10 protein-coding genes are annotated in these 14,146 nt (G+C 63.4%); 9 read left to right on the top strand and 1 reads right to left on the bottom strand.

All coding sequences use genetic code 11. The features are described from left to right. The first annotated feature begins 46 nt into the window (after positions 1–46). The gene (locus LB519_RS10910; protein WP_063171545.1) at positions 47–841 is read left to right on the top strand and encodes a DeoR/GlpR family DNA-binding transcription regulator; all 795 of its coding nucleotides are present in this window, start codon (positions 47–49) and stop codon (positions 839–841) included. 77 nt (positions 842–918) lie between these two features. Further along, positions 919–3,396, top strand: a complete 2,478-nt coding sequence (locus tag LB519_RS10905; RefSeq protein ID WP_224619909.1) for an FAD-dependent oxidoreductase — start codon at positions 919–921, stop codon at positions 3,394–3,396. Here LB519_RS10905 and LB519_RS10900 read toward each other — a convergent pair. After that, complete coding sequence (locus LB519_RS10900) at positions 3,393–4,262, bottom strand: LysR substrate-binding domain-containing protein (RefSeq protein ID WP_013533042.1); 870 nt, start codon at positions 4,260–4,262, stop codon at positions 3,393–3,395. The two genes, LB519_RS10905 and LB519_RS10900, sit on opposite strands and share 4 nt — an antisense overlap. A 155-nt stretch (positions 4,263–4,417) precedes the next feature. On the opposite strand from LB519_RS10900, the gene LB519_RS10895 reads away from it, so the two are divergent. The 7 genes from LB519_RS10895 to LB519_RS10865 all read left to right on the top strand — a co-directional run bounded on the left by LB519_RS10895 (position 4,418) and on the right by LB519_RS10865 (position 14,141). Then, positions 4,418–6,118, top strand: a complete 1,701-nt coding sequence (locus LB519_RS10895; RefSeq protein ID WP_224619908.1) for a Na/Pi cotransporter family protein — start codon at positions 4,418–4,420, stop codon at positions 6,116–6,118. 125 nt (positions 6,119–6,243) lie between these two features. Then, the gene (locus LB519_RS10890; RefSeq protein WP_224619906.1) at positions 6,244–7,443 is read left to right on the top strand and encodes a 2-aminoethylphosphonate--pyruvate transaminase; all 1,200 of its coding nucleotides are present in this window, start codon (positions 6,244–6,246) and stop codon (positions 7,441–7,443) included. 24 nt (positions 7,444–7,467) lie between these two features. Next, positions 7,468–8,724, top strand: a complete 1,257-nt coding sequence (phnA, locus tag LB519_RS10885; RefSeq protein WP_224619904.1) for a phosphonoacetate hydrolase — start codon at positions 7,468–7,470, stop codon at positions 8,722–8,724. A 228-nt stretch (positions 8,725–8,952) separates the two neighbouring features. Continuing rightward, positions 8,953–10,410, top strand: a complete 1,458-nt coding sequence (gene phnY / locus LB519_RS10880) for a phosphonoacetaldehyde dehydrogenase (protein WP_224619902.1) — start codon at positions 8,953–8,955, stop codon at positions 10,408–10,410. A gap of 72 nt (positions 10,411–10,482) precedes the next feature. Continuing rightward, positions 10,483–11,841, top strand: a complete 1,359-nt coding sequence (locus tag LB519_RS10875) for an aspartate aminotransferase family protein (RefSeq protein ID WP_027163929.1) — start codon at positions 10,483–10,485, stop codon at positions 11,839–11,841. A gap of 2 nt (positions 11,842–11,843) precedes the next feature. Then, positions 11,844–12,854 (top strand): C-terminal binding protein, encoded by a 1,011-nt coding sequence (locus LB519_RS10870; RefSeq protein WP_224619900.1) that lies wholly within the window; start codon positions 11,844–11,846, stop codon positions 12,852–12,854. Positions 12,855–13,109: 255 nt separating this feature from the next. Beyond that, positions 13,110–14,141 carry a 2-aminoethylphosphonate ABC transporter substrate-binding protein gene (locus LB519_RS10865; protein ID WP_013533035.1) on the top strand — a complete coding sequence of 344 codons (1,032 nt, stop codon included), beginning with the start codon at positions 13,110–13,112 and terminating at the stop codon, positions 14,139–14,141. The last annotated feature ends 5 nt before the right edge of the window (positions 14,142–14,146 follow it).

Raw genomic sequence — 14,146 nt, 5'->3', positions numbered from 1 at the left:
ATCACTGCCACATATTGCAACATCGCTACTCGATCCGAGGATCATCATGTCCCCCGACAGCAGCCTGCCGGCGCGCGCCCTTGCTCCACGTCGCCACGAAGAGATCCTGCGGCGGCTGGGCGCCCAGGGGTCTGTCAGTGTCGCCGAACTGGCCGGGTTCTTCGATGTCTCGCGCGAAACCATCCGCCGTGATTTGAAGCTGCTGTCGGATAAGGGACGGCTCGGCATCGTCCATGGCGGCGCCGCCCGCTTCGAGCCGAGCGAACCGGCAATGAGCTTGCGCAGCCACGAAAATGCCGGAGGCAAGGCCGCGATCGGCAGGCTGGCCGCCGGTCTTGTAAAGGACGGCATGGTGGTGTTCCTCGATTCCGGCACCACCACATTGGCCGTCGCACAAGCCATGGCCGACCTGCGCGATCTCACCATCTGCACGGCGAGCCTGAAGATCGCGCTTCTGCTGTGCCACGTCTCAGGCATGCGCGTGCATGTGCTGGGTGGCGAAGTCGATCCGGGCGAGGAAGCGGCCTCGGGAATCGACATGCTCGAAGCCATGTCGCGCTTTCGCGTCGACATCGCGTTCCTCGGTGGTGGCGCGCTGTCGCCCGACGGCGAGGTGACCGATTTCACCCGCGCCGGCGCCGAACAGCGCAGCCGCATGATCGCGCTTGCCGCCAAAACCTACTTCGTTCTCGACAGCAGCAAGTTCGCAAAGCTGACGCCGCTCAGGATTCCGAATTTTCAACGCGCCGCCGGCGTGATCGTCGACGCGAAACCGCAGGCTGACATCGCTGAAGCGCTTGCGCGCAAAGGGCCCGAGCTGATGGTTGCCTCTTTGATGTGATATTTTGTGGTATTTTGTGTTGATATTTGGAATTCGGCTGCTATGATCCAACCGGTGTCAAAACGGCAGGATGTCCCATGGCAAACGAATTCCCCACGCAAGCGCGCGTCGTCATCGTCGGCGGCGGTATCATTGGCTGCTCGGTCGCGTATCATCTGACGAAGCTCGGTTGGACCGATGTCGTGCTGCTCGAACAGGGGCAACTCAGCGGTGGCACCACCTGGCACGCCGCAGGGCTTGTCGGCCAGTTGCGCAGTCATTCCAACATGACCAGCCTGATCAAATACTCCACGCAGCTCTATGGCGAGCTGGAGGCCGAGACCGGGCTCGCCACCGGTTGGAAGAATTGTGGCTCGCTGTCGGTGGCGCGGACCGCCGACCGCATGACGGTGCTGAAGCGCACGGCCGCATCGGCTCGCGCCCAAGGCGTCGAGATCGACGTGATTTCGCCGAAGGAGGCGGCCGATCTATGGCCGGTCATGGCGACCGACGATCTGGTCGGAGCCGTCTGGCTGCCGGGCGACGGCAAGGCCAATCCGACCGATCTCACGCAATCGCTGGCCAAGGGTGCGCGCAATCGCGGCGCGAAAATTTTCGAGCGGGTCAAGGTCACCGGCATCAGCGTGAAGAACGGCGTCGCCTGCGGTGTCGAGACGGACCGCGGCAACATTGCCGCCGAGATCGTCGTCAATTGCGCCGGCCAGTGGGCGCGCAAGGTCGGGCTGATGTGCGGCGTCTCGGTGCCGCTGCATTCGGCCGAGCACATGTACATCGTTACCGGCAGGATCGAGGGCGTGCATCCGGACCTGCCGGTCATGCGCGACCCCGACGGGTTCATCTATTTCAAGGAAGAGGTCGGCGGCCTGGTCATGGGTGGCTTTGAGCCGCACGCCAAGCCGTGGGGCATGAATGGCATTCCCGAAAATTTCGAGTTCGCGCTGTTGCCGGACGATTGGGATCAGTTCGAGATTTTGATGGAAAACGCGCTGGTCCGCGTGCCGCAATTGGCCGAGGCCGAGGTCAAGAAATTCTACAACGGTCCCGAAAGCTTCACGCCGGACAACAATTTTCTCCTCGGCGAGGCGCCGGAACTGAAGAATTTCTATGTCGGCGCCGGCTTCAACTCCATGGGCATCGCCAGCGCCGGCGGCGCGGGCAGGGCGCTGGCGGAATGGATCGTCAACAGCGCGCCGACCATGGATTTGTGGCCGGTCGACATCAGGCGTTTCGCCTCCTTCAACAACAATCCGCGCTGGCTGCATGACCGTGTCAAGGAAACGCTCGGCTTGCATTACGCCATGCCGTGGCCGAACCGTGAACTGGACACGGCGCGGCCGTTCCGCCGCTCGCCGCTCTACGACCGGCTCGCCGCCAAGGGCGCCTGCTTCGGTTCCAAGATGGGCTGGGAGCGGGCCAACTGGTTCGCGGCACCGGGAGAGAAGACCGAGAACGACTATGCCTTCGGCCGCCAGAACTGGCACGAGGCGGTCAAGCGCGAAATGAAGGCGACACGCGAAGCCGTCGCCATCTTCGACCAGACCTCTTTCGCCAAGCTCCTCGTGCAGGGCCGCGATGCCTGCGCCGTTCTCAACTGGATCTGCGCCGGAAATATTGACGTACCGGACGGTACGTCTGTTTACACGGGCGTGCTCAATGCACGCGGTGGCTATGAGAGCGATCTCACCGTTATGCGGCTCGGCGCGGAGAAATTCCTCATCGTCACCGGGTCCGCACAAGCTGTCCACGATGCCGACTGGATCGTCAAAAACATTCCGTCCGACGCGCATGCAATCGTGACCGACGTCACCTCGTCCTACGCGGTGCTGGCGTTGATGGGACCGCGATCACGCGATCTGCTGGGCAAACTCTCCTCGGCCGATCTTTCCAACGCCGGCTTTCCCTTCGCCACCATCCGCGAGATCGATATCGGCTATGCCACCGCCTATGCCAACCGTATGACCTATGTCGGCGAACTGGGCTGGGAACTGATCGTGCCGACAGAATTCGCCGTCGGCGTCTATGAGGCGTTGCATGAGGCGGGCCGTGAATTCGGTCTGCTGGACGCCGGTTACTACGCGCTCGGTGCCTTGCGCATCGAAAAGGGTTTTCGCGCCTGGGGCAGGGAGTTGACGCCTGATATCGACCCCTGGCAGGCCGGGCTTGGCTTCGCCGTGGCGATGGACAAGCCAGGTGACTTTATCGGCCGCGACGCGCTGGTTGAGACGAAGCCATCGGCAGCACCGGCAAGACGCATCGTGCTGTTCACGCTCGATGATGCCGAGCCGATGCTGTGGGGCGGCGAACTGATCCTGCGCGACGGCAAGCCGGTCGGCGAAGTCCGCTCGGCCGCCTACGGCCACACGCTTGGCCGCTCGGTGGCGCTCGGCCTGATCGAGAACGAGGCGGGCGTCGACGCTGCATTTCTCACCGGTGGTCGTTTCGAGATCGACCTTGCCGGCGTTCGCCATGCCGCGACAGCACATCTGCGCAGCCCCTACGATCCGAAGTCGGAGCGGGTGAAGGCTGATGCGGTGGAGATCAGGGCCGCCGCTTAATCCGCCGACATCGAGCGCGCCATATCCAGGAAAGCCCGCACCAGTTTGCCGCCGCTGCGTTCACGCAGGCAGATCAACGCCTCGTCCATCAGGGTCTCGGGAGCATCGATGGTGATCGGCACCAGCCGCGAATCCTGGCCGAATTCGGCCGCCGAGACAAAGCCGATGCCGGCGCCCGAGGCGACGATCTCGCGGACGGCTTCGCGGCCCTCGGCTTCGATCGCCGGCCTCAATTCGATTTTCGAGGCGGCTGCGAGATCTTCGAGTTTCTGACGCGTCTTCGATCCACGCTCGCGCATGACCAGTGATTCCTGCGCGAGCTGCTTGAGGGTGAGCGACTTTTTCGCGGCCAGCGGGTGGTCGACGGATGCAAACGCGATGATCGGCGTCGAGTTGAGTTTCAGCACCTCGAAATCGCGCCCCGTCGGCACCTCGCCCAGCACGCCGATATCGGCATCGTAGCTGTAGAGGCTGCTGATCACCGTCTCGGTGTTGCCGGCGCGCACCGAAACCTGCACGCCGGGATAGCGGGCCCGGAAGCTGCCGAGAATGTGAAGCAGATGATGTGCGGCATCGGCGACGATGCGCAGCGTGCCGGAACGCAGGGCGCGGGACTCCGTCAGGAGTTCGAGCGCCTGTTGCTCGGTATCGAACATGCGGTGGGTTATTTCGAGCAATTTCTGGCCCGAATGGGTCAGCGTGACCTGCTTCTTGTTCCGATTGAACAGCAGCACATCATACTCTTCCTCGAGCTTGCGCACCTGGTCCGAGATCGCCGGCTGGGTCAGGAAGAGCGCCTCGGCGGCGCGAGAAAAGCCACCGCAGATGGCCACCTGGTGAAAGGCTCGCAACTGGACGTAGCGCATCTCCCGTGCCTCCGACACTTCTGAAATCACCGACATCTTATCATAAGGATTGCTTAGGAAAATATCGAAAGGAACGATTTGACTTATGTTTTGCCGACCCTCAGCCTGAGCATGGGTCGACATCCCTGCCGGCCGTTGGCACCGGAGGCGTCGCCATGCAATTTTCCATCATCCTGCTGCATCTGGCGGGTGCGGTCATGCTGCTGCTCTGGGCCGTGCATATGGTGCGCACGGGTGTCGAGCGGGCCTGCGGGCCCGCTTTGCGTGATGCCTTGAGGCAAGCACGGGGTGAGCGGATCAAATCGGCCGGCGTCGGCACCGTGCTTGCCGTGCTGCTGCAGAGCTCGACCGCCGTCGCTATCCTGGCGGCCGGGTTTGCCGCCAGCGGCATGGTTTCGGTGTCGGCCGGGCTGGCGATCCTGCTGGGCGCCGATCTCGGTTCCGCCCTGGTCGTGCAGGTGCTGTCGTTCGACCTCAGCTGGCTTGTGCCGGCGCTGATCCTCGTCGGCGGCGCGATGGCCCTGAAGTTCGAAGTGGCTGGCATCAGGCATAGCGGGCGAATCCTGATGGGGGTCGCCTTCGTCCTGTTGTCGCTGCATATGATCGGTGAGGCGACCGCACCGATGCGGCAGAGCACCTTGCTGCCACTGGTGATCTCCTATCTGCGCGCGGACTATTTCACCGCCTTTGCCGCCGCTGCCCTGTTCACATGGCTGATCCACTCCAGCGTCGCGGCGATCCTGCTGTTCGTCACGCTTGCCGCACAAGGCGTCTTGCCGGTCGAGGTCGGTCTGTTCTTCATCCTCGGCGCCAATTGCGGCGGCGCGCTTATCGCGGTTTGGCTGACGCGCGGCGAAGCCGTCGAGGCGCGCCGTATCCCGCTCGGCAATCTGATCTTTCGCGGCACGGCGGCGCTGGCGGCTTTGTTCGCGCTTCAGGCCGTGACCTTCCCGGCGCCTCTGTTCGGCGCAACCGAAGGCCGCCAGCTGGTCAACCTGCACCTTGCCTTCAATCTGGTGCTGGTCATCTGCTGCTTGCCGTTCACCGGCATGATGGAGCGGCTGGTCGCCTTGTTGATCGCAGACAGGCCGGTGGCAAAGGCCGGAGAGGGTGGAGACCTGATGTCGCGCCGCACCAGCGCGCTCGACCGCACCGTCATGCGCACACCCGGTCTTGCGCTAGCCAGTGCCACCCGCGAGCTGCTGCGCATGGGCGAAGTCGTCGAGGTGATGCTGCGCCCAGTGATGGATTTCTTCGACGCCGGCACCGGCGACCAGATACGCCAGGCCCAAAAACTCGATGAGGAGGTCAACCGCGCTCATACCGAAATCAAGCTCTACATTGCCGAAGTCAACCGTGGCAGCATGAGCGTAGCCGAAGCGCAGCGCGGCATCGAGCTCACAGACTTCGCCATCAATCTCGAACGCGCCGGCGACATCGTCGCCAAGAACCTGCTCGTGCTCACCCAGGAGCTGCGTGACAAGAACCTGCGCTTCTCACGCGACGGCTGGAGCGAACTGGCCGGGCTTCACAACCGTGTCATGGCCAACATGCAGCTTGCACTCAATGTGCTGGTGTCGAGCGATCTCGATTCGGCGCGGCAACTCGTCGTCGAGAAGGAGCGGATGCGCAGACTGGAACGCACGAGCCACGACCGTCACCTCAAGCGCCTGCAATCGGGAATGCCGCAGAGCATCGACACCAGCGACATCCACCTGGAGGCCGTGCGGGCGCTGAAGGAGATCAACTCGCTGATGGCCTCGGTCGCTTATCCCTTGCTGACGCAGAGCGGTGATCTGCTCGAAAGCCGGCTGGCGAGAGGGGCTGCGGAAGTGAGGGCTCCTGCAATGGCCTGAGGACGGATTCCCGCCCGGCAGGCCATCACTAAAATCTATACATCGATACAAAATAACGATTTTACAAATAGATCATTCAGGCCAAGAATAAGGCCACATCGAACGCAGATCGAGCGGAGGACAACATGCTCGCCGAGACGAAATTTGCCGCGGAGCCGCTGGCCAGCCCGGCGCTGGGCGAGCCGTATCTTCTGACCCCGGGGCCGCTCACCACGGCCTATTCGGTCAAGCAGGCGATGTTGCGCGACTGGGGATCGTGGGACGGCGACTTCCGCGCCATGACATCGGATATGCGTCGCCGCCTGCTGGCGCTGACCGGGGACACGAACGATGAGTTCGACTGCGTGCCGATGCAAGGCAGCGGTTCTTTCTGCGTCGAAGCGATGCTGGGGTCGTTCGTGCCCAGGGACGGCAAGGTTCTTGTGCTGGCCAACGGCGCCTACGGCCTGCGCGCCGCGCAGACCATGCAGTATCTCGGCCGCGCCTATACGCTGATCGACAAGGGTGACTATCTGCCCCCGCGCGGCGACGAGGTGGCAGCGGCCCTCGCGGCCGACCCTGATATCACCCATGTCATCGCCATCCATTGCGAGACCAGTTCCGGCATCCTCAACCCGGTCGCTGAAATTGCCGAAGCCGTCCATGCCAAGGGTCGCAAGCTGCTGGTCGATTCCATGAGTGCGTTCGGCGCCGTGGCGCTCGACGTCAACGAAATCCGCTATGAGGCGATGGTCTCGTCCGCCAACAAGTGCATCGAAGGCGTTCCGGGTTTTGGCTTCATCATCGCCCGCAAGAGCGAACTGGAGGCCGCCAAAGGCAGGAGCCATTCGCTGTCGCTCGATGTCCACGCCCAGTGGGCGCACCTGAACAAGACCGGCCAGTGGCGCTACACGCCGCCGACGCATGTCGTGGCCGCCTTCCTCGAAGCACTGCGCCAGCATGAGGCCGAAGGCGGCGTCGCCGGCCGTGGCGCCCGCTATACGAGGAACCGCGACGTCATGGTGGCCGGCATGCGCGACCTCGGTTTCGAGACACTGCTCGGGGATCGCTGGCTGTCGCCGATCATCGTCACCTTCTTCAATCCGGCTCATGCCAGTTTCGCGTTCGACCGCTTCTACGATCTGATGAAGGACAAGGGCTTCATCATCTATCCGGGCAAGCTGACCGCCGTAGATTCGTTCCGCGTCGGCTGCATCGGCCAGATGGACGAACATGTCATGCGCCGCGTCGTCGAGGCGGCAGCGTTCTCGCTTCATGAAATGGGCGTCGACACCGCCGCCCCACCCGCCGCGGCACTTGCCGAACGCGCCAAACTCGCCGCCTGAAGCGGCCGACTTCGAGGATATCAGATGAACCAGATGTCTCCCATCAACGTCGCGGTCAACGGCCGCACCTATGCCTGGCCGCGCGTGCCGGCGATCGCCATCTGCCTTGACGGCTGCGAGCCGGCCTATCTCGACGAGGCGATCGAGGCCGGGCTGATGCCGGCTCTGGTCAGGATCAAAGAGAAGGGCACGGTGCGCTTTGCGCATTCGGTCATCCCGAGCTTCACCAACCCCAACAATCTGTCGATCGCCACCGGCCGACCGCCGTCGGTGCACGGCATTTGCGGTAATTATCTCTATGAGCGCGAGACCGGCAAGGAAGTGATGATGAACGACCCGCGCTTCCTGCGCGCGCCGACCATCTTCCAGGCCTTCTACGATGCCGGCGCCAAGGTCGCCGTGGTCACCGCCAAGGACAAGCTGCGTGCCTTGCTTGGCAAGGGCCTCGCCTTCGATGAAGGCCGCGCGCTGTGCTTCTCTGCGGAAAAGTCCGACACCACGACTATAGCCGAGCACGGCATCGACAATGCCTCGAAGCACTTCGGGCTGCCGGTGCCGGAGGTCTATTCGGCAGAGCTGTCGGAGTTCGTCTTCGCCGCCGGCGTCCAGCTGCTGAAGGAATTCCGCCCCGACATCATGTATCTGACGACCACCGACTATGTGCAGCACAAATATGCGCCCGGCGTGCCGCAGGCCAATGCCTTCTACGAAATGTTCGACAAGTACCTGACCGACCTCGATGCGCTGGGTGCTGCCATCGTCGTCACCGCCGACCATGGCATGAAACCGAAGCACAAGGCCGACGGCTCGCCCGACGTGGTCTATGTCCAGGATATTCTCGACGACTGGCTGGGCAAGGACGCCGCCCGCGTCATCCTGCCGATCACCGACCCCTATGTCGTGCATCACGGCGCGCTCGGCTCGTTTGCCACCGCCTATCTGCCTGATGGCACAGACCAGGCCGGCATCATGGCGCGGCTGGCCAAGATCGACGGCATCATGCTGGTCGTCGACAGCCCGACCGCCTGCGAGCGCTTCGAGCTTCCGGCTGACCGCATCGGCGACATCGTGCTGATCTCGACCGAGAACAAGACGATCGGCACCTCAGAACATCGCCATGACCTGGCGGCTCTGAACGAACCGCTACGGTCGCATGGCGGGCTGACCGAGCAGGAGGTGCCGTTCATCGTCAATCGTGTGCTGCCAGAATTGCCGAACGAACCTGTGTTGAGAAACTTCGACGCCTTCTACTACGCCACCATGGCGGCGGCGCTGGCTTGAGTCGAGCGTGATTGTCGACCCCCACTCCGCCGAGCTTCGCTCGGCACCTCTCCACCGATGGACGGGGGAGAGGAAAGACGCCAGGGTTAGCCGCGGCTTAGCCTGGAAACGTTGAGGCACTGACCTCGCCTGATTTCCTCTCCCCCGTCGATCGGGGGAGAGGTGGCCCGAAGGGCCGGAGTGGGGGCCGAATCCTCCGCGCAACAAGAATCTGCTGGAGCAGAACCCATGACCAAGCTCGACCCCGCCATCAAAGTTCGCCACGAGCCGATGCGCATCGCCGGCAGACGAGTCGATGCCGACGGCGTCGTCGAGGTGCGCTACCCCTGGAACGACACCGTCATCGGCACCGTTCCGGCCGGCCGCGCCGATCACGCCCGCCAGGCGTTCGAGATCGCCGCCGGCTACAAATCGAGGCTGACCCGCTACGAGCGTCAGCAGATCCTGTTCCGCACCGCCGAGGCATTGGCCTCGCGCCGTGAAGAAATCTCCGATCTCATCACGCTCGAGCTCGGCATCTCCAAGACGGACTCGCTCTATGAGGTCGGCCGCGCCTATGACGTGTTCACGCTGTCGGCGCAGATGTGCATCCAGGATGACGGCCAGATCTTCTCCTGCGACCTCACCCCGCACGGCAAGGCGCGCAAGATCTTCACCACCCGCGAGCCGTTGAAGGCGATCTCGGCGATCACGCCGTTCAATCATCCGCTCAACATGGTCTCGCACAAGGTGGCGCCGGCGATCGCCACCAACAATTGCGTGGTGGTCAAGCCGACCGAACTAACGCCGATGACGGCGCTTCTCTTGGCCGACATTCTCTATGAAGCCGGTTTGCCGCCTGAAATGCTGTCGGTGGTGACCGGCTGGCCGGCCGATATCGGCAACGAGATGATCACCAACGACAACATCGACCTGATCACCTTCACCGGCGGCGTGCCGGTCGGCAAGATGATCGCCCGCACCGCCGGCTACAAGCGCCAGGTGCTGGAGCTCGGCGGCAACGACCCGCTGATCATCCTCAACGATTTGTCGGACGAGGATCTGGCAAAGGCGGCGGACCTAGCAGTGGCCGGAGCGACAAAAAACTCCGGCCAGCGCTGCACCGCGGTCAAGCGCATCCTGGTCCAGGAAAGCGTCGCCGACCGCTTCGTGCCACTGGTGCTGGAGCGGGCGAAGAAGATCCGCTTCGGCGATCCGATGGACCGCGCGACCGACCTTGGCACCGTCGTGCACGAGAAGGCGGCGGCGCTCTTCGAAGCCCGCGTCCACATGGCTGCCGAGCAAGGCGCCGAAATCCTCTACAATCCGGGCCGCCAGGGCGCGTTGCTGCCGCCAATCGTCGTCGATCGCGTGCCGCATACATCCGAGCTGGTCATGGAAGAAACCTTCGGGCCGATCATCCCGATCGTGCGTGCGCCGGACGATGACGAGGCGTTGATTGCGCTCTCCAACTCGACCGCCTTCGGCCTGTCGTCGGGCGTCTGCACCAACTCTTTTCCCCGCATGCAGAAATACATCGCCGGCCTTCAGGTCGGCACCGTCAACATCTGGGAAGTGCCGGGCTATCGCATCGAGATGTCGCCCTTCGGCGGCATCAAGGATTCGGGCAATGGCTACAAGGAAGGCGTCATCGAAGCGATGAAGAGCTACACCAATGTGAAGACATTTTCGCTGCCCTGGTCCTGACCGGACGGCATTGACGGATAGAACAATCGAGGGAGCGTTCGCCGCTCCCTCATTCGCATTTCGGAGACCATGATGGCCGCGATATCTGAACTTGTGCACACCGAAGGCGATTCCAACACCACAGCGGCTCGCGGTCGCTGGGATGCCGGGCAGGGCGATCCGCGGATCCGCGGCCTGCTCGATCGCGACGCGGCCGCCTTCATGCACCAGAGCCTGTCCAGCCCCTGTTTGTCGACGATCGCCAAGGCGCAAGGCATCTGGATCGAGGACACTGCCGGTCGCCGCTTCATGGATTTCCACGGCAACAGCGTCCATCACCTCGGCTATGGCCACCCGAGGCTTGTGGCCGCCATCAAGAAGCAGCTCGATGAGCTCTGCTTTGCGCCGCGCCGCTTCACCTGTGAGCCCGCCGTCGAACTGGCCGAGAAGCTGGCGGCATTGGCGCCCGGCAATCTCGGCAAAGTGCTGTTCACCACCGGCGGCTCGGACGCCATCGAGGTCGCGCTGAAGATCGCCCGCGCCGCGACCGGCCGCTTCAAGACGGTGTCGTTCTGGGATGCGTTCCATGGCGCCGGCTTCGGCGCAGCAAGCGTTGGTGGCGAGGCGACCTTCCGCTCGCACATATCAGGCCCGATGATGACCGGCACCGAGCACGTCGCGCCTTGGGACGGCTATCGCTGCCCCTATGGCCACGATTCCCTGGAAGCTTCGGGCCTCGCCTGCGCCAACATGATTGCCTACGTCCTTGGCCGCGAGCAGGACGTGGCGGCGGTCGTCGCCGAGCCGATGCGGGCGACGCCAAACCCGCCGCCGCCAGGCTTCTGGAAGCGGGTGCGCGAGGCCTGCGACCGGCACGGCACGCTCTTGATCTTCGACGAGATCCCGACCGGCCTTGGCAAGACCGGCAAATTCTTCGCGCACGAGCATGATGATGTGACGCCTGACATCGTCGTCCTCGGCAAGTCGCTCGGCGGCGGCGTCCTGCCGATCGCCGCCATCATCGCGCGCCGCGATCTCGACGTCACCGGTGGCTTCGCGATCGGCCACTACACCCACGAGAAGAACCCGGTGACGACCCGCGCCGCATTGACGACGATCGACATCATCCTGGAGGAAGGGCTGGTCGAGCGCGCGGCCGAACTCGGTCGGCACATGCTAGGGCGCATGCAGCACCTGATGGCGCGCTCGCCCCATGTCGGCGACGTCAGGGGCAGGGGACTGATGGTCGGCGTCGAGCTCGTCGAGGATCGCGATACGCGCCAGCCGGCACGCGATCTCGCCGAGCGCGTCTTCTATGCTTGCCTTGAACAGGGGCTGAGCTTCAAGATCAGCCAAGGCAACGTGTTGACGCTGTCGCCGCCGCTGGTCATTTCGAAAACCGACCTCGACGGCGCGCTCGACATCGTCGAGCGCACGGTGCTGGCGGCCTGACCGTGAAGGCCGTGCGCACCGACCGCGAACTCGAATGTCCCGGCATCGACGCCGGCTTGCGGGCGAGGGGGGTCGAACTGGTGACGCTGCCGGACGGCATCCCCGAAGCTGATCTCATGCAGGCCGTTGCGGACGCCGATCTTTTGCTGATGTGCTACACGCCGATCACCGCACGGGTGATCGAGGCGGCTCCCAGATTGAACGGCATCGTCAAATATGGCGTCGGCGTCGATGCCATCGACATCCCCGCCGCGATGCGGCGTGGCATTCCCGTTGTCAACGTGCCGGATTATGCTGAGGAAACCGTCGCCGAAGGCGCCTTCGCGCTGATGATCGCGCTGGCCAAGCGGCTGCCCTCCATCACCGCGGCGGTGTCACGTGATGGTTGGATCTGGCCCGAGCAACGCTGGCTGGGGCGCGACATGTCCGGCGCCACGCTTGGGCTCGTCGGCTGCGGCAAGATCGGCCGCAGCATGGCGCGCATGGCCGGGCAGGGGTTTCGCGCGCGGGTGCTTGGCTTTGATCCGGGTATCGATGCGGCAACGATGCATGCCGCCGGCATCGAGAAGGTCGATGACCTCCACGTCATGCTGCGCGCCTGCGATTTCGTTTCCCTCCACTGCGTGCTGAACGACAGGACGCGCGGCTTGATTGGTGAAGCCGAGCTCGCTTGCCTGAAGCCTTCCGCTATCATCGTCAACGTCTCGCGCGGCGCGCTGATCGACGAGGCCGCCCTTGTCGAGGCGATCATCTCGGGGCGCATCGGCGGCGCCGGGCTCGACGTCTATTCGGTCGAGCCGCTGGCCAAATCGGGCCATCCGATGAGCGCGCTGTTCGGCCGCGACAACGTCATCCTGTTTCCGCATCTCACCTTCTTCACGCAGGGGGCCATGCGCCGGCTCGAAGACGACACGCTCGCGCGCTGCTTCGAAATTCTCGAAGGCCGGCCGGTTACCGTTCGTTCGTTCGACCCGCGGCTGCGGGCGCAGACATCTGGGGTTTCATTCGGCTGACCATCACCATCTCTGCCGCCAATCGCGGGCCTTCCGCGAGGCCGGAATCGAAGCCAGGCCAGCGTTGCGACAGTTCCATGACAACTATCAGGTAAAATTTGCCTCTCATAAAATAAATAGATTTTACTTATCGATCGTCAGTCCCCAAAGTCGGCACAACGACGAGATCGAACGGTGCCGCATAAGGCTCCGGCCTACAGGCGAGATCGTCACAGTGCATCGCAGAATGTGCCATCAATCACAGGGGAACTGAGCATGAAATCGCAAAAGGCAACCATAGCTATGGCCTTCGCCGCGTCGCTGTTGGCGTCGTCGGCTCTTGTCGGGCCGGCACTCGCCGACGGCGTCGTCACCATCTATTCCGCCGACGGCCTGCATGACGGCAATGGCAGCTGGTTCGAGACCGAATTCGCCGCCTTCACCAAGGCCACCGGCATCACCGTGCAGTATATCGAGGCAGGTTCCGGCGGCGTCGTCGAGCGTGTCGCCAAGGAAAAGTCGAATCCGCAGGCCGACGTGCTGGTGACCTTGCCGCCCTTCGTGCAGCGGGCCGCGGCTGACGGCCTGCTGCAGGACTACAAGCCGGAAGCCGCCGACCAGATCGATGGCGGCACAGACAAGTACCGGCCGCTGGTCAACAACTATATGAACTTCATCTACAACAGTGCCGTCCTGCCTGAAGCGCCAAAGGCCTACAACGACCTGCTTGACCCGAAGTTCAAGGGCAAGATCCAGTATTCTACCCCCGGCCAGGCCGGTGACGGCACCGCCGTCATGCTGCAGATCATCCACGCCTTCGGCAGCGAGGATGCCGGCTTCGAGTTCATGAAGAAGCTGCAGGACAACAATGTCGGCCCCTCCGCTTCGACCGGCAAGCTGACCGCGCTGGTCAACAAGGGTGAGCTGCATGTCGCCAATGGCGATCTGCAGATGAACATGTCGCAGATGGCCGACAATCCCAATATCAAGGTGTTCTGGCCGGCTGGACCTGACGGTGTGCGCTCCACCTTCGCGCTGCCCTATGAAATCGGCCTGGTCACCGGCGCACCCAACGCAGACAACGGCAAGAAACTGATCGACTTCCTGCTCTCCAAGGAAGCCCAGTCGAGCATCAGTTCCGTTGCGCTCGGCATGCCGGCTCGCAAGGACGTCAAGCCGGATGACGCCAACTTCGCCAAGGCGCAGGAGGCGATGAAAGGCGTGACCATCTGGTCGCCGAACTGGGACGACGCGCTGAGCAAGCTGCCCGATTATGTCAAGCGCTGGAACGAAGCGACCGGAAGTTGATCCGC

Source organism: Mesorhizobium sp. AD1-1 (genome assembly GCF_020164655.1).
GTDB lineage: Bacteria > Pseudomonadota > Alphaproteobacteria > Rhizobiales > Rhizobiaceae > Mesorhizobium > Mesorhizobium ciceri.
This window is presented reverse-complemented; position numbering and strand designations above follow the sequence as displayed.